Annotated in this window: 21 protein-coding genes; 19 read left to right on the forward strand and 2 right to left on the reverse strand. The window is 64.8% G+C overall.

All coding sequences use genetic code 11. The features are described from left to right. Positions 1-142 precede the first annotated feature (142 nt). From VJ923_RS04305 to holA, 3 genes are read left to right on the forward strand one after another with little or no spacing between them, the layout of a single operon-like run. A complete protein-coding gene (locus VJ923_RS04305) occupies positions 143-883 on the forward strand; it encodes a helix-hairpin-helix domain-containing protein (protein ID WP_326438915.1) in 741 nt (246 codons plus the stop codon). Next, positions 880-3,219: a ComEC/Rec2 family competence protein gene (locus tag VJ923_RS04310; protein WP_326438917.1), complete on the forward strand. Its 2,340-nt coding sequence runs from the start codon at positions 880-882 to the stop codon at positions 3,217-3,219. Before VJ923_RS04305 ends, VJ923_RS04310 begins: the two co-directional genes overlap by 4 nt. A 14-nt stretch (positions 3,220-3,233) precedes the next feature. Next, positions 3,234-4,202, forward strand: a complete 969-nt coding sequence (gene holA / locus VJ923_RS04315; RefSeq protein ID WP_326438919.1) for a DNA polymerase III subunit delta — start codon at positions 3,234-3,236, stop codon at positions 4,200-4,202. Between the two features lie 378 nt (positions 4,203-4,580). Here the strand turns inward: holA and rpsT are convergent, their stop codons facing one another. Next, a complete protein-coding gene (rpsT, locus tag VJ923_RS04320) occupies positions 4,581-5,120 on the reverse strand; it encodes a 30S ribosomal protein S20 (RefSeq protein ID WP_326438921.1) in 540 nt (179 codons plus the stop codon). A 335-nt stretch (positions 5,121-5,455) separates the two neighbouring features. On the opposite strand from rpsT, the gene lepA reads away from it, so the two are divergent. After that, positions 5,456-7,261 carry a translation elongation factor 4 gene (gene lepA, locus VJ923_RS04325; protein WP_326438923.1) on the forward strand — a complete coding sequence of 602 codons (1,806 nt, stop codon included), beginning with the start codon at positions 5,456-5,458 and terminating at the stop codon, positions 7,259-7,261. Between the two features lie 113 nt (positions 7,262-7,374). Here the strand turns inward: lepA and VJ923_RS04330 are convergent, their stop codons facing one another. Continuing rightward, positions 7,375-8,022 (reverse strand): flavodoxin family protein, encoded by a 648-nt coding sequence (locus tag VJ923_RS04330; protein WP_326438925.1) that lies wholly within the window; start codon positions 8,020-8,022, stop codon positions 7,375-7,377. A 100-nt stretch (positions 8,023-8,122) separates the two neighbouring features. On the opposite strand from VJ923_RS04330, the gene VJ923_RS04335 reads away from it, so the two are divergent. The 15 genes from VJ923_RS04335 (at position 8,123) to VJ923_RS04405 (ending at position 24,313) form a co-directional block, all read left to right on the forward strand. After that, positions 8,123-8,308 (forward strand): hypothetical protein, encoded by a 186-nt coding sequence (locus tag VJ923_RS04335; protein WP_326438927.1) that lies wholly within the window; start codon positions 8,123-8,125, stop codon positions 8,306-8,308. Between the two features lie 12 nt (positions 8,309-8,320). Next, on the forward strand, positions 8,321-9,283 hold the full coding sequence (gene dusB, locus VJ923_RS04340) for a tRNA dihydrouridine synthase DusB (protein WP_326438929.1): 963 nt from the start codon (positions 8,321-8,323) through the stop codon (positions 9,281-9,283). 185 nt (positions 9,284-9,468) lie between these two features. Continuing rightward, complete coding sequence (hemW, locus tag VJ923_RS04345; protein WP_326438932.1) at positions 9,469-10,626, forward strand: radical SAM family heme chaperone HemW; 1,158 nt, start codon at positions 9,469-9,471, stop codon at positions 10,624-10,626. Between the two features lie 104 nt (positions 10,627-10,730). After that, positions 10,731-11,741, forward strand: coding sequence for a heat-inducible transcriptional repressor HrcA (hrcA, locus tag VJ923_RS04350; RefSeq protein ID WP_326438934.1), 1,011 nt, complete (start codon positions 10,731-10,733; stop codon positions 11,739-11,741). A gap of 50 nt (positions 11,742-11,791) precedes the next feature. Next, positions 11,792-12,943, forward strand: coding sequence for a molecular chaperone DnaJ (gene dnaJ, locus VJ923_RS04355; RefSeq protein ID WP_326438936.1), 1,152 nt, complete (start codon positions 11,792-11,794; stop codon positions 12,941-12,943). 9 nt (positions 12,944-12,952) lie between these two features. Further along, a complete protein-coding gene (locus VJ923_RS04360; protein WP_326438938.1) occupies positions 12,953-13,861 on the forward strand; it encodes an RsmE family RNA methyltransferase in 909 nt (302 codons plus the stop codon). After that, on the forward strand, positions 13,854-15,107 hold the full coding sequence (mtaB, locus tag VJ923_RS04365; protein ID WP_326438940.1) for a tRNA (N(6)-L-threonylcarbamoyladenosine(37)-C(2))-methylthiotransferase MtaB: 1,254 nt from the start codon (positions 13,854-13,856) through the stop codon (positions 15,105-15,107). The genes VJ923_RS04360 and mtaB overlap by 8 nt, the downstream gene beginning before the upstream one ends. A gap of 67 nt (positions 15,108-15,174) precedes the next feature. Next, on the forward strand, positions 15,175-16,134 hold the full coding sequence (locus tag VJ923_RS04370; RefSeq protein WP_326438942.1) for a PhoH family protein: 960 nt from the start codon (positions 15,175-15,177) through the stop codon (positions 16,132-16,134). 3 nt (positions 16,135-16,137) lie between these two features. Beyond that, positions 16,138-16,626, forward strand: coding sequence for an rRNA maturation RNase YbeY (ybeY, locus tag VJ923_RS04375; RefSeq protein ID WP_326438944.1), 489 nt, complete (start codon positions 16,138-16,140; stop codon positions 16,624-16,626). Positions 16,627-16,635: 9 nt separating this feature from the next. After that, positions 16,636-17,061: a diacylglycerol kinase family protein gene (locus VJ923_RS04380; RefSeq protein ID WP_326438946.1), complete on the forward strand. Its 426-nt coding sequence runs from the start codon at positions 16,636-16,638 to the stop codon at positions 17,059-17,061. Between the two features lie 10 nt (positions 17,062-17,071). Continuing rightward, complete coding sequence (era, locus tag VJ923_RS04385) at positions 17,072-18,025, forward strand: GTPase Era (RefSeq protein ID WP_407651367.1); 954 nt, start codon at positions 17,072-17,074, stop codon at positions 18,023-18,025. A 370-nt stretch (positions 18,026-18,395) separates the two neighbouring features. Further along, entirely contained in the window at positions 18,396-19,769 is a 1,374-nt protein-coding gene (locus tag VJ923_RS04390; RefSeq protein ID WP_326438948.1) for a hypothetical protein, read from the forward strand. A 162-nt stretch (positions 19,770-19,931) separates the two neighbouring features. Further along, a complete protein-coding gene (locus tag VJ923_RS04395) occupies positions 19,932-21,254 on the forward strand; it encodes a hypothetical protein (RefSeq protein ID WP_326438950.1) in 1,323 nt (440 codons plus the stop codon). A 233-nt stretch (positions 21,255-21,487) separates the two neighbouring features. Next, positions 21,488-22,147: a T6SS immunity protein Tdi1 domain-containing protein gene (locus tag VJ923_RS04400; RefSeq protein ID WP_326438952.1), complete on the forward strand. Its 660-nt coding sequence runs from the start codon at positions 21,488-21,490 to the stop codon at positions 22,145-22,147. 195 nt (positions 22,148-22,342) lie between these two features. After that, positions 22,343-24,313: a PASTA domain-containing protein gene (locus tag VJ923_RS04405; RefSeq protein WP_326438954.1), complete on the forward strand. Its 1,971-nt coding sequence runs from the start codon at positions 22,343-22,345 to the stop codon at positions 24,311-24,313. Position 24,314 lies beyond the last annotated feature (1 nt).

The raw sequence follows: 24,314 nt of genomic DNA on the forward strand, positions 1-24,314 counted from the left end.
GGGTGTGGTCTGCGGGAGACGCTTTTAGGCAAATCAAGCGACAAAAGCGCGGCAGGGGGGAGGTGCGCAGCGGGAAATCCCGCCGTCATTTCTGCGGTTGTGCGGGAGTAGCGTTCCCTTATCTCGTGAGAAGGGAGTCCCCATGGCCTTTCAAGAACAGGCAGAGAGCCTCAGGGCTAAGTTGCATCTCGCTGCCGTGCCAAAGCCGGTGTTCGCCGGCCTTGTCACCATCTTGCTGCTGGTCGTTCTCGTTTCGGGCGTTCTCGTCGCGGGCGCAAGCGGTGGGGAGACGTTCGAGATAACTCGCCAAGAGGCGAGCGCAGAACTTGACGGGCTTTCTGAGGATGCTTTCGTTCAGCAGGCCGCGCCCCCAAGCAGCGTTGGTGACGTCGACGACTCGACTAGCGTGGTAATTGGGGAAGCGCAAGACACCGAGCCGGCGAAGCTGTGCGTTCATGTGGACGGGTGCGTAGGCGCCCCGGGTGTCTACTATCTTAATGAGGGAAGTCGCATCATCGACGCGGTGCAGGCGGCCGGCGGGGCGGGTGCCGATGCGGAAACGGCGGCGGTGAACCTGGCCGAGGTCGTGCAGGACGGCCAGCAGATCGTGATTCCCTCGAAGGGTGAGGGAAGCAACGGCCTCGCCGCCGCATCCTCGGACGGTGCGGCGTCATCCGGCTCGTCCTCCGGCGGCTTGGTGAGCATCAACCGGGCCAGCGCCGCAGAGCTGCAGACGCTCAAGGGCATCGGCGAGGCTACGGCCGAGAAGATTATCGCCGAGCGCGAGGCGAACGGTCCTTTCAAGAGCATCGACGATTTGATCCGCGTCTCGGGCATCGGGGAGAAGAAGCTCGAGGCGTTGCGGGATGGACTGTGTCTGTGAGAGGACGCGAGTGCGCTCAACCGCCGCGGCCCTCTCTTCCGCCGCTGCTCGTGACGGGCCTCGCCCTTTGGGCCGCGACGGCGCTTCTGTGGCCCTGCCTGCGCGGGGTGCCGCGCGGAGCCCTCGTCATCGGCGCCGCGGCGGCCTTGGCGGGCGCGGCGCTCGTCGCTGTCCCATCCCTGGTCCGAAGACGGTCCGCGATGGGCCGCACCGTGCTGCTGGGGTTGTTGGCAGCGCTCGCCCTGAGCTGCCTTTGGGCCTGCGTCCTGCAGCAGCAAACCGACGGGAATCCTCATTCGGATACCTGGGAGGTGGTGCTCGAGGAGGACGCGCGGCGAGGGGAGTTCGGGTGGCGCGCCCGGGCCCGGGCGACTGACGAGCAGGGGCGCACGGTGCCGGTCAGGGTGAACCTGCCCGAGTCCATGGGACTGCTCCAGGGGGACGAGTTCAAAGCGGAGGCCTCCTTCAAGCGCCCGACGGAACAGGCTGCGGAGTTCTATTGGAACGACGGCCTCGCCGGATCGCTTACCGTTTCAGACCGCGAGGGGGCGGCCCTGGTCGGAAGGTCGGCGCTGAGCGCTCTGCGGCAACGGGCCATTGAGACGATAGCGGCCCACGGCGACGGTCGCGCAGGGCTTCTGCAGGCGCTCGTCTGCGGCTATCGGGCGCCCATTGAAGATGAGGGCCTCTACGACCAGTTCAAAACCGTCGGCCTGGCCCATCTTGTGGCCGTGTCGGGAGCCCATCTATCCATCGTGGTGCTGTTCGTCGGTTTCGGCCTCAGGGTCTTGAGGGCGGGCAGAAGAACGACGACGCTTGCCATCTCGCTGTTTCTGCTCGGCTATATGGCGTTCACCGGCATGCCCGTGTCGGTGCTGCGCGCGGCGCTCATGGCCTTCTCGGGCCTGCTGTCCCTGTGCACCGACCGGCGAAACTCGTCGCTGAACGCGCTCGGAGGGTGCCTGGTGACCTTCGTCGGCCTCGACCCGCCCTGCGCGATCTCGGCCTCGTTTGTCCTCTCTGCAGGCTCGACGCTGGGCATCGTGCTGTTCGCGCCGCTCATTGCCGCGGCCTTCGGCGGCGCGGGGTCGTGCGCCAGAAGGCTCTTCGGGGACGCCGCCGCGCTCACCATGGCCGCGGCGCTCGCGACCCAGCCCTATGCGGCGGCGCTTTTCGCCCAGGTGCCGCTGTTGTCGCTGGCAGCGAACCTGATAGCGGCCCCGCTGTTCACACTCGCGTGCGTCGTCGGCTTCGGCGCCGTGCTCGTCGCCTGCGTCCTTCCCGGGGCCGCGCCTCATCTCATGGCCCTTGCGACCCTTGCCAGCGCGCCTTTGTCCCTCGTCGTCGAAAACCTAGCGGCCCTCCCGGCGTCCTGCTGGCCCGTTGACGCGCCGGTCGGCCTTGCCGTGGCAATCTCGGTCGTCGCCTGCGCCGCTCTTTGGCTCTGGTGGCCCCGCATAAGCGGCAAGAGGCTCGCTGCGGCCGTCGCTGCCGTTGCGCTCGCCCTGGCGATAGCGCGCGCTCCGCTCGGCGGAGCCGACGACGCCATCGTCATGCTCGACGTGGGTCAGGGAGATTCGTTCCTCGTGCGCAGCCAGGGAGCCGCCCTGCTCGTTGACACGGGAAACCAGGAGGCGATGCTGAAAACGGCCCTGGCCCGGGAGCGCGTCTCGCGCCTTGATGCGGTTGCCATCACCCATGGCGACGACGACCACTGCGGCGCACTCAAGGCGCTTGGGGACGTGGCTGCTGTGGACACCCTCCTCGTAGCTGAGGACCTGCTCCGTTGTCCGTGCGCCTCCTGCGGTGAGCTTCTGTCCGATGCCGAAGGAGAGGGCTACCCTGGCGGCGTGGCAGGGCTCGCCTTAGGCGACACGGTGCGCTGCGGGCGGTTCCGCCTGACCGTGGTCTGGCCCGGGCGGTTCGCCGACGAGGGCGGCAACGCCGATAGCCTCAGCTTCCTCTGCTCATGGGATGGCGACGGAGACGGAGAGGGAGAGTGGACGGCCCTTCTGTGCGGGGATGCCGAGGCGGAGCAGCTGGTGAAGATGGCCGAGCGTCTGCCCGCAGAGGGGGTGGACGTGCTCAAGGTGGGCCATCATGGCTCGAAAAAAAGCCTCGACGCTTCAGTTGCCGACCGGGTTTCCCCTTCAGTGGCCCTCATCGGCGTAGGCGAGCACAACCGCTATGGCCATCCCTCGCAGGAGGCGCTCGACCTGCTCGCCTCGATCGGGTGCGCCACGTACTGCAGCGATGAGGCGGGAAACGTAGTCGTGGCGTTTTCCGAGGATACGCTCACCGTATCGCCGGAGAGGCAGGAGTGCGAGACCAGATAGGGTACAATGGGCCCATGGCTACCAACGACAACAACGATCTGCTGCCCGCCTATCTGGCCGTGGGAGAGGACGCCTTGAAGCGCGAGGCGGTCATCGCGCGCCTTAAGGCGCGTTTGGCCAAGCTGGGCGACATGGCCTTCAACTCCGACGAGTTCGACGGTGAGACCGCTGAGGGCGCCGATATCGCCGCGGCCTGCAACACCATGCCCTTTGCGAGTCCCGTGCGCCTCGTGTACGTGCGCAACGTGGACAAGCTCAAGAAGGCCGATGCCGAGGAGCTCATTGCCTATCTGAAGGCCCCCAGCGACACCACGGTGCTCGCCTGTGAGGGGGAGAAGCTCGCCAAGAATACACGGCTGTACAAGGCGCTCGCCACAGTGGGCCCCAAGGCCGTCATCGATTGCGCGCCACCCAAGAGCTGGGAGCTTCCCAAGCGCGTCCGCGCCATGGCCACCGGCCACGGCATCGTGCTCACCGAGGGCGCCGCCTCGGCCCTCGTGGAGCTTGTCGGCGAGAACACGGTGCACCTCGACAACGAGCTGAAGAAGATTGCCCTGGCCCGCAGCGGCTCCGATGCCGTGTCCGAGCGCGAGGTGAGAGCGCTCGTGGCCCGCACCTCCGAAGTGAAGCCGTGGGATTTCACCGCCGCCTTCGCCGAGCGCAACCTCGGCAAGTGCCTGGCCCTCATGGATCAGATGGACTCGGTCTCGCCCCATGTGCTCATCGCGTTTTGCGCCACACGGCTGCGCGAGCTCATGGCGGCTCAGTCCATGGCGCGGCGCGGCAACCCTCGAGGCCTCGCGAAGGCGCTGGGCGCTCCCGACTGGCGCGTGAAGAACCACGGAGCGTGGGCCCGCAACTACCGCCCGGACGAGCTGCGCCGCGCTCTCGCCTCCTCCCGCGATGCCGAACAGGCCATGAAAAGCGGAGCAGACGCCGACGAGGTCTTCTACCGCTGGCTCGTGGAAACGCTTCGCCGCTAGGGCTCGGCCTTTGCATGCAGATTTTCAGCCTTTGCGCGCACCCACAGTAGTGGCTCATAGGTTCAGTCTCTGCCCGCGGCCGCATTTTTTTTGCTCCAAGGTTCAGTTTCAGCGCACTTCTTCTTCGAAAGCCAGCTTTTGCGTGTCCATATCCCCGTTATTTGGCTAAGTGAAGCATTTTCTTGCCAAATAACGGGGATATGGACGCTTTATCAGCGAATTTAAGGCTCATATGCGAAACGAAAATTCAATAAGGCCTGTTCAGAGGCTTGCGCTAGGTCTCTCTCATTGCAGGGCGTGTCCATATCGCGATTATTTGGCCAAAAAAGACGAGCCACCATTGCGGCGGCCCGTCTTGTCTAGCATATGTCGAGAAGCTTACTCGGCAGCTTCCTCAGCGGCCTCTTCGCCCTCGGCCTCGGCGGCAGCCTCGGCAGCAGCGGCCTCGGCCTCAGCCTTGGCAGCCTCCTCGGCCTCCTTGGCCTTGCGCTCGGCGGCCTTCTTCTCTTCCTTCAGCTGCTTCTCGCGACGCTTGGCCTTCTCTTCGGAGGCGGCGGCCATGGCGGCCTTGCGAGCGGCCTTGGCTTCGGCCTTCTTGGAGCCGGTCTTCTGGGCCTTCGGAGCGGCCTTCTCGTAGGCGGCGATGTCGGCCTCGGTCACCACGGTGTTGGCCAGGTGCATGATGCCGCTCTTGCGGTTGGCGGCCTGGTTCTTGTGGATGACGCCCTTAGAAGCGGCCTTGTCCATGAGGCGGCAGGCAGCCACGGCGAAGGCGTAAGCGGCCTTGCCGTCGCCGGCGGCCACAGCGTCTTTGACGTGACGGGTGGCGGTCTTCAGCTCGGCCTTGACAGCGCGGTTGCGCATGCGGGCCTTCTCGTTGGTGATGATGCGCTTCTTCTGGGACTTGATGTTAGCCATGAAACAGTGCCTTTCTTGTTCGGTCGTTACCTTATCTGCGGTATCCAACGACACGAACGCGCGGCGGCACACCCCGGCCACGGGCAATCGTGCGAAACGGGAGGCGGCGGGATTTCTCCGCGTCCCTGGCCTCGAGTCGGCAAGACTTCGAAGCCGCCAGCAATAGCAATCTTCTCATTGCAGCCACGTCTGCAGATTTGGCGGGAGAAATGTCCCGCGTCCGTATCGCTGGATACACAATGCGGTAGAATACCAAAGATTCGTTGAAGGTACCGGAGAATTTTTGCCCGAGCGGCAAATTCTTCGCAAGAGGCGCACATTGGAAGAGGACCCGCGTGACCCACGAGCTTTCCCATATTCGCAACTTTTCTATCATCGCTCACATCGACCACGGCAAGTCGACGCTTTCCGACCGCATCCTGGAGCTGACGGGCACGGTGGCCAAGCGCGACATGCAGGCCCAGCTGCTCGACTCCATGGACATCGAGCGCGAGCGCGGCATCACCATTAAAAGCCAGGCAGTACGCGTGGCCTACACCGCCGACGACGGCGAGACCTATCAGCTGAACCTCATCGACACCCCCGGGCACGTGGACTTCACCTACGAGGTGAGCCGCAGCCTCGCCGCCTGCGACGGCGCGGTGCTCGTGGTGGACGCCACCCAGGGCGTGGAGGCCCAGACGGTGGCCAACGCGATGCTGGCCATGAACGCCGATTTGGAGATCATCCCGCTCATCAACAAGATCGACCTGCCGGCCGCCGAGCCCGAGCGCGTGAAGGCCGAGATCGAGGACGGTCTGGCCATTCCCGCCGATGACGCGGTGCTCGCCTCCGGCAAGACCGGCGAAGGCGTCCACGATTTGCTGGAAGCGGTGGTCTACAACATCCCCGCACCCACAGGCGACGGCGAGGCACCCCTGCGCGCGCTCATCTTCGACAGCTACTTCGACGCCTACCGTGGCGTGGTGGCCCTCATCCGCGTGGTGGACGGCCGCATCAAGAAGGGCGACAAGATCCGCATGATGGCCACGGGCACCGAGACCCTCGTGGAGGAGGTGGGCGCACGCCACCCGCAGGAGGTGGCCGAGGAGGCGCTCTACGTGGGCGAAGTGGGATACCTGGTCACGGGCCTCAAGGACGTGAGCCAGGTGAAGGTGGGCGACACCATCACCTTGGCCGACGGCGGCGTGAACGAGCCCTTGCCGGGTTACCGCGAGGCCAAGCCCATGGTGTTCACGGGCCTGTTCCCCATCGACGGCGACCAGTACGAGCCTTTGAAGGAGGCGCTGGAGAAGCTCTCACTGAACGATCCGGCGCTCGTGTGGGAGCCCGAGACCTCCCACGCTTTGGGATTCGGCTTCCGCGTGGGCTTTCTGGGCCTTCTGCACATGGAGGTCATCAAGGAGCGCCTCGAGCGCGAGTTCGGGCTCGACCTTCTGGCCACGGCGCCTTCGGTGGAGTACCACGTGTACCTGAAGGGCGGCGAGATGGTGTCCTTGCACTCGCCCCAGGAGATGCCCGACCCCGGCTCCATCGATCATGTGGAAGAGCCCTACCTGAAGGCGAAGATTCTCATCCCGCCCGATTACGTGGGCGCCGTGATGGATCTGGCCGTGGGGCGCCGCGGCAACTTCGTCACCATGAACTATCTGTCGCAGACCACGGTCGAGATGCTCTGGGAGATTCCGCTCTCCGAGCTCATCTTGGACTTCTTCGACAAGCTGAAGTCGAACACGAAGGGCTACGCGAGCCTCGACTACGAGATGGACGGCTACAAGCCCTCGCAGCTCGTGAAACTGGACATCCTGCTCTCCGGCAAGCCCATCGACGCGCTGTCGTTCATCGTGCACAAGGACAAGGCCTACGACCGCGGGCGCGTGCTCTGCGATAAGCTGAAGGAGATCATCCCGCGCCAGATGTTCGAGGTTCCCATCCAGGCGGCCATCGGCGGGCGGGTGCTCGCGCGCCAGACGGTGAAGGCCAAGCGCAAGGACGTGCTCGCCAAGTGCTATGGCGGCGACATCACGCGCAAGCGCAAGCTGCTGGAAAAGCAGAAGGCCGGCAAGAAGCGCATGAAGGCCATCGGGAACGTGGAAGTGCCCCAGGAGGCCTTCATGGCCATCCTGAAAGTGGACGAGTAGAGCCGCAGCGCAGAGCGAAAACGCAAAGTGGGCCGTCGCGATGACGGCCCGCTTTGTTTGTAACGTCACTGCGCCCGCGCCCCCCGCAGGAGACGATTCCTGCTCCTCTGAGCTTACCCTTCCAGCAAGTCCTCGCGAACGAAGTTGGTGAAGGGCTTGGGCTCGGCGGCCGGCGGGTTAATGCCGGCGGCGCGGCCCGCGTCGAGACACTTGATCATCCAGGCCATGTTGCGGGCGAGGGTGCGCATGGTATGCAGGCCCTCGGCGTCGCCCTGCGCCTGCCCCGGCGTCTGACCGTAGGCGATGCCCCAGTAAGCGCTGGAAACCACGGGCATGTTGGAGATTTGGAAGTACTTGTTGATCTGGTCGGCGGCCTCGATGGCCCCGGCGCGCCGGGCGATGCCCACGCCCGCAGCGGGCTTGTGGGCAAAGAGCGACCCTCCGGCGTAGAACACGCGGTCGAGCAGCGAGCGCACCGATCCGGCCACGCCGGCATAGTAGACCGGCCCGCCGATAATGACGCCGTCGGCCTCGGCAATTTTACCGATGAGCTCGTTGCAGCAGTCCTCGGCGAACACGCACTTATGGTCGTCGGTGCGTTTGCAGATGCCGCAGGCGATGCAGCCGCGGATTTCCTTGTTGCCAATCCAGAAGACCTCGGTCTGGACACCCTCGGCCTCAAGGGCGGAAGCGGCCTCCTCCAGCGCGCGGTTGGTGTTGCCCTTCATGCGCGGGCTCCCGTTGATGAGCAGTACCTTCACGAATCTCTCCTCTTCTTGTGTTATCGGCGCGCCTGGCGCGCGCATCTATTAAACTATTCCCATTCTACACCGTCAAACGCAGCAGCCGAAAGAAGCACCTATGGCCAAGGAACCCAAAGAGGAATACGACTGGATCAATGACCCCTTCGACGAGAAGAAGATCGCCGAGGAGCGGGAGCAGATGGGCATGTCCGGCACCTCCAAGGCGGCGGCCGGTATCGGGTGCCTTCTGTTCTTCATCGGGTTCATCGTGCTCATCGGAATGCTCTTGTTCGGGATTCTGTAAGCAATGGAGGGCTTGTTCGGGAAATACCGGGTGCTTCTCGCGCCCATGGCCGGGGTGAGCGACATCGCGTTTCGCACGCTGTGCCGCGAGGCCGGGGCCGACATGGCCTTCACCGAGATGGTATCGGCCAAAGGGCTCTCGTTCGCCAACGATAAGACGCGGCATCTGCTCGCCCTGGCCGAGGGGGAGCGCCAGGTGGCCGTGCAGCTGTTCGGCCACGAGCCGGACGTCATGGCCTCCCAAGCTGCCTGGATCGAGGACATGATGGGGGAGAGCTTGGCCTACCTCGACATCAACATGGGATGCCCGGCCCGCAAAATCGTGTCGAAAGGCGACGGGTCGGCGCTCATGAAGACCCCTGAGCTCGCCGCCGCCATCGTGCGGGCGGTGAAGGGCGCCGTCTCCCATCCGGTGACGGCGAAGTTCCGTCGCGGCTGGGCCGAGGGCGACGAGACGGCGGTCGCGTTCGCGCGCGCCATGGAAGATGCCGGAGCCGACGCGGTTACGGTGCACGGGCGCTACGCCGAGCAGCTGTACCGCGGTGCCGCCGACTGGGGCGTCATCGGGCGCGTGCGCGATGCGGTGTCGGTGCCCGTCGTCGGCAACGGCGACATCCGCCGCGGCGCCGATGCCGTGGCCATGGCCGCGCAGACGGGCTGTAACGCGGTGATGATCGCCCGGGGCGCCGAGGGCAACCCGTGGCTGTTCTCGCAGGTGCAGGCGGTGCTCGCGGGTGACGATGAGCCTGTGCCGCCGTCCATCGAAGAGCGCATCGCCATGGCCCGCCGCCATGCGCGGCTGCTCACCCAGCGCGAGGGGCGCAACATCGTGCGGATGCGCAAGCATGCCATGTGGTACATGGCGGGACTTCCCGGCGCCGCCGCGGCACGGGGGCGCATCAACTACTGCACGACGCTGGAAGATTTTGGCCAGGTGTTTGATGACCTGATTGAGATTGCTCGGGAGCATTCGTGATTAGTTCGTCTCGCGCGAGGTATTTTGATTCGGCTCTGTCCGTCTCGCGCCAGAGGGCATTCCAATTCGCTCAGACAGTCCTCGCTTTGTGGAAATGTCCACTGGACATTTCCAGTCGCTGCGGAACTCGCTCGGTTGGAACACCCTCTGTCGCGAGACTACTCGTTCGGAAATGAGGTATTTTCTTGGGCTACGACCCTTATAAGGCGCTTTATCTGCATATTCCGTTTTGCGTGAGGCGGTGCGGGTACTGCGATTTCGCTACTTCGGCGGTGGAGCGGGATTCGCCGGTCATCGACGAGTACGTGGAATCGCTCGTGATGGACATTCGCCGGGCGTCCAAGGAGGGAAAGCTCGGGGCGCTTGAGACGGTGTATCTCGGGGGAGGGACGCCGAGCTATATCGGGATGCGGCGGCTTTCCATGCTGCTGTACGCACTTTCAATGTCTATGCATTTGGAGCCTGAGGTGGAGTGCACCATGGAGGCCAACCCCGAGAGCCTGGACGGCAACATGGTGCGCGACATCTGGGCGCTCGGGGTCAATCGGCTCTCTATCGGCGTGCAGTCCTTCGATGACGAGGTGCTGTCCATTCTCGGCCGCGCCCATGATGCCGAGGGGGCCCGCGCGGCGGTTCGTGCGGCTCAGGAGCGATTCGAAAACGTATCGGTTGACCTTATGGCCGGAATCCCCGGGCAGAGCGCCGAGTCGTTTGCGGAAAGCGTGCGCGAAGCGGTGTCCCTTGGCGTGGCCCACCTGAGCGTGTATCCGCTCACCATCGAGCCGCATACGCCCTTCGATGCCGCCATTATGCGCGGGGAGATGGCCGAACCCGACGACGATGTCGAAGCTGAGGCCATGGAGACGGCGGCGCGCATCCTGGATGACGCCGGCTTTCACCGCTACGAGGTGGCGAGCTACGCGAAACCGGGGTTCGAGAGCCGTCACAACACCGCTTACTGGACGGGTGCGCCCTATCTGGGGCTCGGCCGTTCTGCTGTCACCATGACTCAGAACGAGATGCGCCGCATGCGCGTGCAAGACGGGCGCGTGGTCGACGACTTGAACGCCCGCCAGATGGCCGCCGAGGACCTCATGCTCGCCATGCGCATGGCCCGGGGCGCCTCCGACGAGCAGGTGGCGAAAGCGGCTGCGATTATCGATGGCCAGCGAAGCGGCGACGACCGCGCGCCTCTCTCGGCGGAAGGCACCGTGCCCGCCGCCTTCGACGAGCTTGCCTCCCTCGGTCTCGCCGTGCACGAAGGCGGCCGCTGGCGCCCCACCGACACCGGCTGGCTCTGCGGCAACGAACTCTACGGCCGCCTCTTGGACCTGGCCCCGTAAGGAGCGCCTTCCACCTGCGGGGTTGTGTCGCTTGCGTAGAACGTTAGCACTCTCTTGACGAGGTTGCTAAAATAGCGTCAACGCCGTTGAAGGAAGGAGAGTCGATGCTGTCGGAGAGACGCCAGCGGGTGTTGCGCGCGCTCATCGAGGACTACATTCAGTACGCGCTGCCCGTAGGCTCGCGGACGCTCGCAGAGCGCCATCGTCTGGGCGTGAGCCCGGCCACGGTGCGCAACGACCTGTCCGTCCTCGAAGATGCCGGCTTCATCCAGCAGCCCCACACTTCCGCTGGGCGCGTGCCCACCGATGCGGGCTATCGCACCTTCGTCGACGAGCTCCTGTCCTCGGGCCTGGCCGAAGAGGAGCGCCCTCATCCCTCCATGGTGGAGGAGCTTCGCGCCAGCGCCTCGGAGCTCGATGCCCTCATGGAGCGCACGAGCGCCGCGCTCGCCCGGCTCACCGACTGCCTCTCCATCGTCATGGCCCCCTCGGTGTTCTCCGGGCGCATCCGCCAACTCACCTTGGTGTCGCTTTCGAACTATCAGGCCATCGTCATCGTCGTAGCCGAGGACGGCCAGGTGGTGAACCGCACCATCTCGTTTACCGACGAAGTCACCTGCGACGAGCTGGCGGCGGCCCAGAACCTGCTCAACCGCGTGCTCGTGGGCCAGTCCGCCCGCGACGTGCGACGCAACCTGGACGCCGGCACCATCGAGGCCTTGCGCGACCCGCTCGTGCAGCTCATCATCGACGAGGTGGTGGAGTGTCTCGGCGAGAGCGACGGCAATCGCGCCCACTCCCTTGGCATCTCCTCTCTGCTCCGCCAGCCGGAGTTCAGCGATTCCAAAGCGCTTCTGCCCGTTATGGAAGTGCTCGAGGACGACCGGGTGCTGCTGCACGCCTTCGACGACACCGTTGAGGGCGATGGCCCCGTCATGGTGCGCATCGGACACGAGAACCCTACCTCCGAGCTGGCCGGCGTCTCCATCGTCGCCTGCCCCTACGGGCGCGGCGACAGCGAGGGCGTCGTGGCCGTCATCGGCCCCACCCGCATGAACTACGCGGGCGCCATCCGCGCCGTGCGCGCCGCCCAGTGCGTGCTCCACGACGAGTAAGCTCGCCCGCATAACCCTTCGAAGCATTCAGAAAGGCACTCTATCCCATCATGGCCGCAAACAAGGACCTCTACGAAATCCTCGGCGTCTCCCGCGACGCCTCCGAAGCCGAGATCAAAAAGGCGTTCCGCCACCGCGCGCGCGAGCTGCACCCCGACGTGAACAAGGCGCCCGATGCCGAAGACCAGTTCAAGGAGCTGAACGAGGCCTACGACGTATTGTCCGACCCGCAGAAGAAGGCCGCCTACGACCGCTTCGGCACCATTCCGGGCGCTGCGGGCGGCGGAAACCCCTATGGCGGCGTCGGCATCGATTTCGAGGACCTTTTCGGAGGCGGCGGCTTCGGCGGCATGGGCGACATCTTCTCCACCTTCTTCGGCGGCGCGGCCGCGGGAGGCCGCCAGGTGCGCAAGGACGGCCGCGACATGGGCGTGGGCATCCGCATCAGCCTGAAGGAGGCCGCTACCGGGGAGAAGAAGGAGATCGTCTACGACCGTTTGGCTCCGTGCCCCGATTGCGACGGCACCGGCCTTGGCAAGGACGGCAAAGAGGTCACCTGCGACGAATGCCACGGCAGCGGGCGGGTGGTCACCGTGCAGCACACCTTCCTCGGCGACATGCAGTCGGCCACCACGTGCCCGAAATGCCACGGCGTGGGCACCATGATCGAGAACCCCTGCCCGGAATGCGAGGGCCAGGGCCGCGTGCCCGACCGCCAGCGCGTCTCCATCGACATCCCCAAGGGCATCCGCGACGGTCAGCAGCTGCGCATCCACGACTTCGGCGAGGCCGGCATGCAGGGCGCGCCCGCCGGCGACCTCATCGTCACCGTGCGCATTGCCCCCGACGAGTTCTTCGAGCGCGACGGCGACAACCTGCACTGCAAGCTCGTGGTGCCCATGGTGCAGGCGGCGCTGGGCGCCGATATCGAGATCGACGGCATCTACGAGGACGAGAAGGTCGTCGTCGCTATTCCCGAGGGATGCCAAAACGACCAGATCGTGAAGGTGAAGGGCTTCGGCATGCCGCGGCTGAAGAGCGATGCTCGCGGCGACTTGTTCGCGCACATCGCCGTCGAGGTGCCCCGCAAGCTCTCCAAGCGCGAGCGCGAGCTTTTGGAAGAGCTCGCCGAGGAGATGGGCGAGGACGTGAACGAGGAGAAGCGCTCGCCCTTGCAGAAGCTCCGCGACATCTTCGAATAGGAAGCTGCCATGTCGCTGCCGCGCTTCTTTTTGGAAAACCAGGTGCTCGCCGCCGAGACGGAGGCGGTGTTCCCGCTGCGGCTGTCGGCGGAAGACGCCAAGCACGCCAAGGTGCTGCGCCTGGCGGTGGGGGAGCACATCGCCGTCATCGATGCCGATAGAGACTACTTCGAATGCGAGATCGCGGACTTTTCCGACAACCTGCCTTTAGTGTCAATCGCGCGCCATGAGGAGGCTGCGGCCGCGGGCCCGCAGGTGATTCTGCTGCAGGGCCTGGCCAAGGGCGACAAGATGGAGACGGTCATCCGCCATGCCACGGAAGTGGGCGTGGCCGCCTTCGTGCCCCTATCCTGCGCGCGGTCCATCGTGAAGCTCGACGGCAAGAAGGCCGCGGCCAAGACCGAGCGCTGGCGCACCATCGCCAAGAGCGCCGCCATGCAATCGGGCCAGCCGCGCATTCCCGAAGTGAGCGGGCCGGCATCGGTGCGCGAGGCGGCGGCCATGCTCGGCGAGGCCACGGCGGTGCTCATCTGCTGGGAGGAGGCGCCCGAGAGCGCGCGTTTGCACGATGCCGTCCACGGCGCGCTCGCAGAAACGCTTACGCCGGCAGATGACGCCCATATCGCCGTTGTCGTCGGTCCCGAGGGCGGCCTTTCCGAGGAGGAGGTCGGGGTCCTTCTCGCGAGCAATCCGCGGGCCCGCCTTGTCACGCTGGGTCCCTCCATTCTGCGCACCGAGACGGCGGGCATCGTCGCCCCGGCCCTTGCGCTCTACGAGCTGGGCGGCATGGGCAACCGCCAGCGGAAGCCCGACGCGAGCCCGGCCTTGGCCGATGCCGAGCCGCGGCTTATCGAGGCGCCCCCTGCCGCCGAGGCCTTCGAGCACATGTTTCCCCGTTACGAGGATGCCGATGAATAAGGCCCCGTTCGGCTACGCGGTCGTGAACCTCGGCTGCAAGGTGAACCGCGTGGAGGCCGACCTCTTCGAGCGCCTGCTCGCCGAGCGCGGCGGCATCCCGGTGCCCGAGAGCGCAGCGGACCTCATCATCGTGAACACGTGCACCGTTACCGGCGAGGCCGAGAAGAAGACCCGCAAGGCCGTCCGCCACGCGCTCTCCGCCGCCGAAACCGCCGAGGTCGTCGTCACGGGCTGCGCGACACAGATCGATGCCTCGACCTACGAGGCCATGGGCGATCGGGTCACCGTGGTTCCGAAGGCCGGCATGGCGCTGTATCTGGAAGAGGGCGCGTTTCTGCCGCAGCTTCCCGAGCGGAGCGCCGAAGGCGCGGAGTCGAAGGATCCCGCGCCCCTCCTCCCAACGGACGGGCGCACGCGCATCGGCATCAAAGTCCAGGACGGCTGCGACAACGCCTGCACCTACTGCATCGTGCACGTGGCGCGCGGGCGCGCGGTGAGCCGGCCGGCCGACGAGGTGGTGGCCGAGGCCATGGCGCTAGCCGAGGAAGGGGTGCGAGAGGTCGTGCTCACGGGCATCAACCTCGGCTCCTACGACGACGATGGCACGGATCTTGTCGAGCTCTGCCGCCGCCTCCTCGCGGCGACCGCGGACATCCACGGGCCGAACGAACCGCCCTGCCGCTTCCGCATCGGCTCCATCGAGCCAAATGACGTTTCCGACGAGTTCGTCTTTCTGCTCGCCGAGGCCGAGGGCCGACTCTGCCGCCACCTTCACCTGCCGCTGCAGTCGGGAAGCTCCAAGATCCTCCGCGAGATGGCGCGGCCCTACGACGCCGAAGACTACCGCCATTTAGTGGATTTCCTGCGCGCCCAAGTGCCCTCTATCGCGCTCACCACCGACATCATCGTGGGCTTTCCAGGAGAGACCGACGAGAATTTCGAGGATACCTGCGAACTTGCCCGCCGCTGCGGCTTCAGCAAGATTCACGTTTTTCCCTATTCGAAGAGGGAAGGCACGCCGGCGGCTGAGCGCGAAGACCAGGTTGAGGCTGAAGTGAAGGCGGCTCGCGCCGCCCGGCTGCGGGCCCTCTCCGACGAGCTCGCCCAAGCCGACCGCGCATCCCGCGCGGGCACCGTCGAGCTTGCCTTGGTGGAAAGCACCGAACGCGCCACTACCGAGAGCTACCTCGAGGTGGCCGCACCCGCCGGCACCACCATCGGCGCGCTTTGTTCCGTAGAGCTTTAAGCGTCGTCCGTCTGACAACTCGGTGCGGTTTTGGAGCGATTGCACAACATAGGGTACAATAGCGCCCATGACTGATATTGCCCACACAACGCTCACCGCGCCCGACGGGGTCGACATGGCCCTGGTGGTCGGCGCCTCCGACGAGATTCTGCACATCCTGGAAGAGTCTTTCTCTGCCCGTATCACCGTGCGCGGCGATCGCATTGCCCTTGAGGGCGATGCGGTGGAGGTGCAGCAGCTCACGGCGTTGATCGCCGATCTTTTCAAAACTGTCGAGGAGGGTCTCGCCCCCGACGTCGATTCCGTGCGTCATTCCGTGGAGCTGCTTCGCCAGGCCGAGTTTGCCCCGTCCGCCTTGCGCGACGATGTGCTGCTCACCTATCGCGGCCGGGCTATTCGTCCTAAGACCGCCGGTCAGAAGCACTATGTGGATGCCATTCGCGACAACACGGTCACCTTCGCCGTGGGACCGGCCGGTACGGGCAAGACCTATCTGGCCATGGCCATGGCCGTCGCCGCCTTAAAGCGCAAAGAGGTCGGCCGCATCATCTTGTCGCGCCCTATCGTGGAGGCCGGTGAGAACCTCGGGTTTCTGCCCGGCACGCTCTTCGAGAAGGTGGATCCCTACATCCGCCCGCTCTACGACGCGCTCTACTCCATGTTCGACCAGGAGCGCGCGAATGCCCTCATCGAGAACGGCACCATCGAGATAGCCCCTCTGGCCTTCATGCGCGGCCGGACCTTAAACGACGCGTTCATCATCTTGGACGAGGCCCAAAACACCACCCCCGAGCAGATGAAGATGGCGCTCACCCGCCTCGGATTCGGCTCGAAGATCGTCGTCACCGGCGACGTTTCCCAGATTGACTTGCCTAAGGGCACGAGCGGCCTGGTTCAGGTGCGCTCCATCCTCGAAGACATTGACGACATCGCGTTTTGCGATCTTACCGGAAAGGACGTCGTGCGTCACTCCCTGGTCGCGACCATCGTCGCCGCCTACGAGCGCGCGGCGGGAAAGGCGAGCTAGCCCATGGAAATCCTCATCACGTGCAGCCATCGCGAGGAAGCCGTCGAGCCGCTTCCCATTCACGACCTCGCCCTGTTCGTCTTGGAGAGCGAGAACAAGCCCGTCAACACGGAGGTGTCCATCAGTTTCGTCGACGACGAGGCCATGACCGAGCTCAACGGACGCTTCCGCGGCATGGAGGGCCCCACCGACGTGCTCTCCTTCGAGTGCGACAACATCGCCGACGACATCACGGCGGCCGACGGTCCGGCTTGCCCGCTCTACGAGTTGGGCGACGTCATCATCGCCCCGGACGTGGCCGAGCGCCAAAGCGCCGAGTTCGGCAACACCTTCGAGCAGGAGATCTCGCTTCTGGTCGTTCACGGCCTTCTGCATCTGTGCGGCTACGATCACATCGTCGATGAAGAGGCCGAAGTCATGGAAGCCCGCGAGCGCGAGCTGCTCACCGCTTGGGCCGAGCGCGAGCTGCCGCCCATGGCCGAGAATCGCTAGGAACCGGCCTTGCCGGACCGCGCCCCCAAAGAGCCGCTGACCCGCACCGCTCAGGACAGCCGCCGCTGCGGTGAGGGTCGCTTCCCCCTTGCATGCGCCTTTCGCTGCGCCGGCCGGGGCGTCGCCTACGCATTCACTTCCCAGCGCAACCTCAAGATTCAGTGGGCCATCGGCGCCTTGGCCGTCATCGCCGGCATCTCCCTCGGCATAGGCCAGGCCGAATGGCTCGCCTTGGTGCTCTGCATCATGGTGGTCGCGGTTGCCGAGGTGCTGAACACCGCCATCGAATCGGTGGTCGACATCGCCTCGCCCGAATGGCACCCCTTGGCCAAGGCCGCCAAGGACGCCGCGGCCGGGGCCGTGCTGCTCGCTTCTATCGGCTCGGTCGTCTGCGGCCTCATCATCTTCGTTCCGCACCTTCTCGCCCTCATCTGAAAGGAACACCATGGACCTCGACGCTTACTTCGCTGAAAACCCCATGGGTGGCTCGTTTCCCACCAACTCCGACTTCAAGAGCGGCTTCGTTACGCTTGTCGGGCGTCCCAACGCGGGGAAATCGACGCTGTTGAACGCCATCATGGGCAAGAAGATCGCCATCACCTCCAACACGGCCCAGACCACGCGCCATCGCTTCCGCGCCGTGTACACCACCGACGACATGCAGATGATCATCGTGGACACGCCCGGCCTGCACAAACCTCAGGACGCCCTGAGCGAGGAGCTGAACACGAGCGCCATCAAAGCCTTGGAGGACGTGGACGTGGTGGCCATGCTCATCGACGCCTCCAAGCCCATCGGCCGGGGCGACGAGTGGGTGGCCGCCCAGGTGCGCGCTTCGAAGGGCTCGGCCAAGATCTGCGTGCTCTCGAAAACCGACCTCGCTACCGAAGCCGAAATCAGCGCCCAGCGCGAAGCCGCTGAGAAGCTCTGCGACTGGGACGCCATGGTGGCGCTTTCCGCCGAGACGGGGTGCAACGTGGACGCCTTCGTGGAAGAGGTGCAGTTCCTTCTGCCCCAGGGCCCGGCGTGGTTCCCGGCCGACATGGAAACCGACCAGCCCTTGGAAGTGATGGTAGCCGAGTTCATCCGCGAGAAGGTGCTGCGCAACTTCTTCGACGAGGTGCCCCATGCCATCGGCGTGGGCGTGGAGGAGATGGAGTTCGAGGCCCCCAACCTCTACCGCATCTACGCCGTCATCTACGTGGAGCGCGATAGCCAGAAGGGCATCATCATCGGCAAGCGCGGCGCGGCCATCAAGCGCATCGGCACCGAGGCCCGCAGAGACCTGGAGATGCTCTTAGGTGCAAAGGTATTCCTCGACCTCTCCGTGAAGGTTCGCAAGAACTGGCGCCGCGACGCAAACCAAATCCGCCGCTTCGGCTACGGCGAGGGAGCGTAACTGTCCCCAGCCAAGTGTGCTCGCATCGAACAAGCCAATGAGAGCTTTTGTTCAAGATGATTGAGTCTAACGCCAGTGTCGCCGTAGTCCAAGTGCCGCGAGTTGGACGAGTGTGTCATAGCCTCTGGCGCTTGAGACGCTGGTCGCAATGGCGGAGGAGTCGCCCTGCTGTCTGTCCGAGGACGACTTTGCCTTAGTAAGACAAATTGAATAGGGCATAGATGAGGAGTTCTTCGCATGGCTCTCTCAGGTCGAGAGGCGGTAGCTGGGTCCTTTTCCCAATTTCCAGCGAAAAGTTGATAGCCACAGGCAGGCATTCGGGTGCATAATGGGGCAAAAGTCCTGATGATAATGAGGAAAGGTGAAGATCGTGATTTGCGAGAACTGTGGATGCGATTACGCGCGCAGCCGCCCGGCGTGCCCGGAATGCGGGACACCGGCGTCCGGCTATGAGAAATGGGCGACCGACGGGGAGTGGGCCGCGCCAGCGCCCGTCGAAGGCGAGGAGCTGCCACCGGTTCTGGCGAGCTGGCGCACCTCAGTTGGGTGGTCGATCGCGGGCCTGCTCGTCGGCAGCTACCTCGTTGGCTTTGCGTGCATGGCGGTGGCTGCGCTTCTGGCGGCGGGGCTGACGGCAATCCTGCTGGGTGCCGGGGCACCCCTCGCCCAGGCGTCGCCCGTGGTTCAGTTCGCGCTCTGCGTTGGGCTGCTGACGGGCGTTCTCCAGTATGCTGTCATGATTATCTATGCGGTCCTGTTCTACCCGTCCTACTTCACGAATCGGCCGCAACTTCGGTCGAGCGCCGTCATCAGCTTCGCCAACTGCGCGTTCGGCGGCCTCGTTTTCGGCCTGTTGTGGAACTCTAACCTTACGAAGCGCGTCAAGGGCATGTCGGCCAAGGTGTGCACTGCGCTGTACGCCGCCTGCCTAGCGCTCTTTATCGTGGCAACGCCTGTTGCTCTCTATTTCGGAAATGTTCATCCTCAGGAGTTCCTGCGCGCATGGTCTCAGGCCTATCCTGAGATGGCCGACCCTGGCGCGCGGTCCGACGTGTCGTCTTCAGGCCACTCCGATGCGTCCGCAGACGGACGCGACGCTGATGCTCCCGAGGCGACGGCGCCCGAAGCGGAACTGGCGTCCACGGACCTGGAGGCTGCCCAGAAGGTGGCCACGACGGCCATCGGCGCGCTGCCGGACAACCTGACGTGCGTCATGGAGACCGAGGTCGTCGCAGACGGTCAATCTCGGGCGACAGCACATGTGGAGATCCTGCGGGACGGCCGTGACGCGGTGCTGTATGTGGAGACCGATGGGAACGAGGACGACGCGATGCTCACGTTCTTCCAGGGCGACGAGAACATGGTGTTCCAGGGGGGCCTGTTTGTGTCGAAGGGGGAGGGCGGTCTGCCGGAAGACTCAACCGGCAGCGAGCAGGCCCTCGCGCTGGTCGACCTCGCCGGGCAAGCCTACGCCTACGACCACGAGGAGGGCGTCACCGAATACGTGTTCGTCGTAGAGGGGAGCGTCCTGCCGCCCGACATGAACTTCGAGGGAGTGAAGAGCGTCGACTACATTGATTTGCATTACTATCTCGATGCCGACGGGGTCCTGGTCGAGCTGTACACGGAGGTGAACGGCATCGCGCCCGCCGCGCAGGGCGGCGATCCCGTCGTTGTCTCCGCCGATGCCTGGTACTCCGACTTCGGCACCACGGAGGTGCCGCTCATGCCTGAGGGCTACTAGAGCCAATGGAGCGAGAAAGCTCTGCTTGTGCGCCCAAATGCACTATCTGATAAAGGACCTTCCAGAAGGCACTAAAATCAGCAACGTCCGCTTCGATCGGGGAGAGCCGTGCGACTGAATTGGATAGATATCGAATGGCCCTATCGGGAAGATCCTGCCACAGTGGATCGGCTCGTCGCCGAGGGCTTTACGCGCAATCAGGCAGTGAGCCGCGATTACGAGCAAAACTGGGCGGGCAAGCAGCAGACATTCAGAACTCTCACGGCAGGCGTCACGAAGCAAGTGAGCCTTGAGGTGGGTGAGATCAAGACGAATGGGTTCTGGAAGCTTTCCGTGATGTGCGTTCCCGACGATAGCGAGCTTGCCGTCTGCTGCGACAGCGCAGGCGTCCTATCGGTTCCCGTGGCGTTCGATCCAGAGCCTCTGCTGCTGGCCGACGACGAGGAGGTGAGGCGGACCGGGCTGACGCTCATGCGGATAGGGGTAGATCTGGCGCAGCGCGCAACGGGGGAGGACCTGTCAGGAATCTTGTCGGCATGCGAGTCGGTGGGCACCCAGGAGCCGAATCGGCCATGGAGGTACGCTTCCTGCGCTTCGAGAGCAGGGGATACGGCCTACGTGGAGGTTCTCTTCGGCACGCTGAGTCACGACGTCTGGATGGCGATCTGCGACGGTTCGGGGTCGGTTCTCAACCGAACGCTCGTCGCGCGGCTGTCGCCACTCACATTCGATCTACGACGCCAGTGCCTGGGAAGCTTGGCCTGGGACGGAGACGAGATCGCCGTGTTAACGGCGAAATCAGGGCTCACATTCAGGCTGCACAAGCATGGCGATGATTCGTTGGACGGGGAGACGTCTCCGGGAATCATGATAAAGGGCGCCGGAACGAGCCCCGATGTGTCGAGTCGGATCTGCGCGGCGACGTCGTACGTGTGCGAGATGGCGGCTAGGGCCGTCCACGCCGAGCTCGATTTGCTGGGATGCTCCCTGGAGATCGCCTGCGGAAGGGATGCCCGGCCGTCAGCCGTCCTGGAAGAGGGACTCCTTCGCGTTGAAGTCGCTTTCGATGCGAGAGAGCTTCTGCGGCTGTCCTCGCAAAAACGCGGCGCCGTCTCCACTGGCATACTGAGAATCGCGGCCATCGAGCTTTCCGACGTCCTCCCTGCTCTTTCCGAAGCGCTGCAAATGGCGTGCGAGGACATCGAGGAGGGCGGGTGTCGATACAGGTGGGCGCTCCTATCGTCAGAATCTCCCGACGGGAGAAGGGCGGAGCTGATATGCAGCTACACGACCAGTATCTGCACGATCGAGGTCGTGGTCAGCGACACCAGCGGCGCAGCCTTGGCGGCGAGCCCCGTTTTCTGTCTGGCAGCTGGCGCGCGCATCCCCCCAAGGGAGTTCTTCGGCGCATTCGAGTGGATGGGCCGGGAGTCTCTCTATCTGGGGGCAAGGACAGGGTTCGGCTTCAAGATGAATTTGAGATGAGGACGGCGCGGCTGTGTTCGGCATAGGCGCGGTGTTGGCTCTCATCTCCGTAAGGCGGTAACGGTTTCGTTGGCCGACCAAGAAGAAGTGCTATATTGGCAAACATGGTAGTGAAGTGCGGGTTTCGCCGGCCGATAGGACGAAGGCACGCGGATTGGGGCCTTCGGGAGATGCGCCGCTGCGGACATAAGCGAAACCGCGAGAAGTGAGAGTCTTGAGCGATAGGAGGCACCATGTTTTGGAACCGCAAGAAGAAGGAGCAGCAGCAGGCCGTGCAGCCCGAGGTCGCGGGCGCGCAGCCGCTGCCGGCTGAGTCGCCGTTCGCCCCGTTCCTGCGCAGCTTCGGGTACGAGGTCGCGGACGCCCCGGCTTCGGCCGACCCCTACGCCGAGCTCGTGGACACGCTCGGCGGCCGCTCGTTCGGCGACGGTCTGTTCACCGTCTTCCGCCGCGACGAGCTCCCGAAGTGGAGGGAGCTGATAGGCGCCTTCTACACGGACTACCGCGGGGAGTTCAGCCCGGTGGGCTACAACTGGCTCGGCCAGTGCTATGTCCTCGACGCGCAGGGGAGCGTCGACATCCTCGAGCCGGAGGCGTCCAGCACGTCCTGCACGGACATGGGCCTCGTGGAGTTCCTCAACGTCGACGGCGTCGGCAACCGCGATAACGCGTTCCTTGAGGCGGGCTACGAGGAGTGGCTCTCCGGCCACGATCCCGTCGCGGGCGGCAACTGCGTCGGCTACACCGTGCCGCTGTTCCTGGGCGGCAAGGACGAGGGCGACAACATGGACATCGTGGACATGGAAGTGTACTGGGGCATGACGGGCCAGCTGTGGGAGGCTGTGAAGGACCTGCCCGAGGGCACCAAGATCGGCAACATCAGTTTTGAATAAGGCCGATTCCTTTGGATGCCGGGGGCTCTCCGAGGTGGAAGAGGGAAGTGCTGACGGAGCGCTTCCCTCGGGAGAAATGATTCGCTGACTTGTTTGGCCAAACCAGTAACTTTGTTGTTGCTGGATGTGCGGGCTGCTTGATGGGAAAATCGGCTACAATTCTCTTCATCTGTGGAATCAATGAGGAGAACGTCGATGAAATGCCCCAACTGCTCATTCGATAATCGTGACGACGCCGCGTTTTGCGAGAACTGCGGCGAGGTCTTTGTTTCCAGCGGCGCCCGCACCATCAACGTGCCGCCGGTAGTCGAGGTGCCCCCGGTCGTGAAGGTGCCCGATATCGCTTCAAAGCCGCAGCCTTCCGCGCCTCGGGCCTCGGTGGCTGACCTGGTAGACCCCATTCCCGACGGGCCCGACGTTCCCGACCTATCGGGCTTCGAGCGTTTGGTGGACTCGAGCTATGTTCCGCCCGCCACGGCCCAGGCGGGGGACACGGCCGAGATTCCCCGCATCAACGACGAGTACGTGCCCCGGGCACGCAACTACGCCATGGGGCTGACGGAAAAAGAGCTGCGCCGTCGCGATCGCCAGCAGCAGAAGCTCGCGAAGAAGTTCTCCAAGATGCAGGAGAAGGAAGAGGCACGCAAGGCCAAGGAGCTGATGAAGGCCGAGAAGGAGCGTTTGCGCGCCGAGACTGCGGCTGAGAAGGAGCGCATCCGCGCGGCCGAGGCCGAGGCCCGCGAGCAGCGCCGTGCGGCGGAAGCCGCCGAGCGCGAGCGCCTTGCAGCCCTCGAACGCGAGGAGCAGGAGCGTCTGGCGGCCTTGGAGCGCGAAGAGCAGGAGCGCCGAGAGGAAGAGCGCGCGGCCCAGCTTACGGTGGAGGGCGCCCACGTTAAGGCCCCCGAGCCCGAGACCGACCTTATCCTCGATGCGTCTGAGACGACTCCGGTTGAAGAGCCGACTGCCGAAGCCGAGCTCATCGAGGCCGCCTCGGCCATTGTGGTGGCCGACCAGGCCGCCCTTACCCAGCGGGAGGCGGAGCCTGTCACGGGCGAGATCGACCTTACCTTCGACGATGCGCCTGAGCAGGCTTTCGAAGACGGGGATGGCGCCCCGGATGCCTTCGATGCCGATAAGGCCGCCTTCACCGAAGAGCCCGGCGCCTTCGACGCGCTGACCGAGGATGCGCCTCTGGGCGAGCTTAAGCCCGCGCGATCCAAGGCCCCGCTCATCGCCGCCCTTTGCATCGCCTGCGCCGTGGTGCTGCTGATGGTCGCCGGAGGCACCTATTTGGCCGAGATGTGGGGCGGTAAGTCCGTTCCCGAAGTCGTTGGCTTAAGCCAGCTCGAAGCTGCAGATGCCTTGGCCGCCAAGGGCTTTACGGTTGAAGTGGCCGAAGAGAAGTCCGACGAGCCCCAGGGCACGGTCTTAGGCAGTGACCCGGAGCAGGGCAAGCGCGCCGAGGAGGGCAGCACGGTAACGCTGACGGTCGCAACGCCGCGCACGGTTCCCGCCATCGTGGGACTTTCCCAGACCGAGGCTGCCGATGCGCTGACGGGCGAGGGCCTTGCAGCCGTCACCTACGCCGAGCAGAAATCCAATGAGCCGGCGGGCACCGTGCTCGCTGTGAGCCCCGAGGCGGGCACTGAGGTGAAATCCGCCGACGCCATCACGGTGACCGTGGCCGTTCCCTATACCGTGCCTTCCGTCGAGGGACTCTCCGAAGGCGACGCCAAGGCGGCGCTCGAGGCCGAGGGCTACAACGTGGATACCGAGTGGTACACCACCGAGGACATCGAGGAGGGCACGGCCGTCTCCACCGATCCTGCGGCGGGCACCGAGCTCAATTCCGGGTCGGACGTGGTGCTCTACATCGCGCACTCCCGCGGCACGGAGCTGGTGGAGCTTACCCGCGAGATATTGCCCGGAGCCAATCTGAAAACCGACGAGGGCAGCTTCAAGGTGGAGAACATCAAGAACTGCGCCTACCGCGGCGAGGGCGAGGTGCTCTACACCGTAGAGGCTCGCCAATACGAAGTGGTGACCATGCCCTTCGGCCTCGGCCAGGAGACTGTGTTCTCCAAAACGCTCACGACCATCGAGGGCGGCATCGTCTGGAACGACGACAACGAGGTGTCCTACGCCAGCCCCTCCATCCGCTACTAAA

Origin of the sequence: Adlercreutzia shanghongiae (assembly GCF_035830635.1) — a bacterium.
Lineage (GTDB): Bacteria > Actinomycetota > Coriobacteriia > Coriobacteriales > Eggerthellaceae > Adlercreutzia > Adlercreutzia shanghongiae.

Coding starts and splice junctions, on each gene's coding strand:
- hrcA (WP_326438934.1), top strand. CDS start 10,731: ATGCTGTCGGAGAGACGCCAGCGGGTGTTGCGCGCGCTCATCGAGGAC.
- holA (WP_326438919.1), top strand. CDS start 3,234: ATGGCTACCAACGACAACAACGATCTGCTGCCCGCCTATCTGGCCGTG.
- rpsT (WP_326438921.1), bottom strand. CDS start 5,120: ATGGCTAACATCAAGTCCCAGAAGAAGCGCATCATCACCAACGAGAAG.
- VJ923_RS04305 (WP_326438915.1), top strand. CDS start 143: ATGGCCTTTCAAGAACAGGCAGAGAGCCTCAGGGCTAAGTTGCATCTC.
- VJ923_RS04335 (WP_326438927.1), top strand. CDS start 8,123: ATGGCCAAGGAACCCAAAGAGGAATACGACTGGATCAATGACCCCTTC.
- VJ923_RS04405 (WP_326438954.1), top strand. CDS start 22,343: ATGAAATGCCCCAACTGCTCATTCGATAATCGTGACGACGCCGCGTTT.
- VJ923_RS04360 (WP_326438938.1), top strand. CDS start 12,953: ATGTCGCTGCCGCGCTTCTTTTTGGAAAACCAGGTGCTCGCCGCCGAG.
- ybeY (WP_326438944.1), top strand. CDS start 16,138: ATGGAAATCCTCATCACGTGCAGCCATCGCGAGGAAGCCGTCGAGCCG.
- mtaB (WP_326438940.1), top strand. CDS start 13,854: ATGAATAAGGCCCCGTTCGGCTACGCGGTCGTGAACCTCGGCTGCAAG.
- dnaJ (WP_326438936.1), top strand. CDS start 11,792: ATGGCCGCAAACAAGGACCTCTACGAAATCCTCGGCGTCTCCCGCGAC.
- era (WP_407651367.1), top strand. CDS start 17,072: ATGGACCTCGACGCTTACTTCGCTGAAAACCCCATGGGTGGCTCGTTT.
- VJ923_RS04370 (WP_326438942.1), top strand. CDS start 15,175: ATGACTGATATTGCCCACACAACGCTCACCGCGCCCGACGGGGTCGAC.
- VJ923_RS04400 (WP_326438952.1), top strand. CDS start 21,488: ATGTTTTGGAACCGCAAGAAGAAGGAGCAGCAGCAGGCCGTGCAGCCC.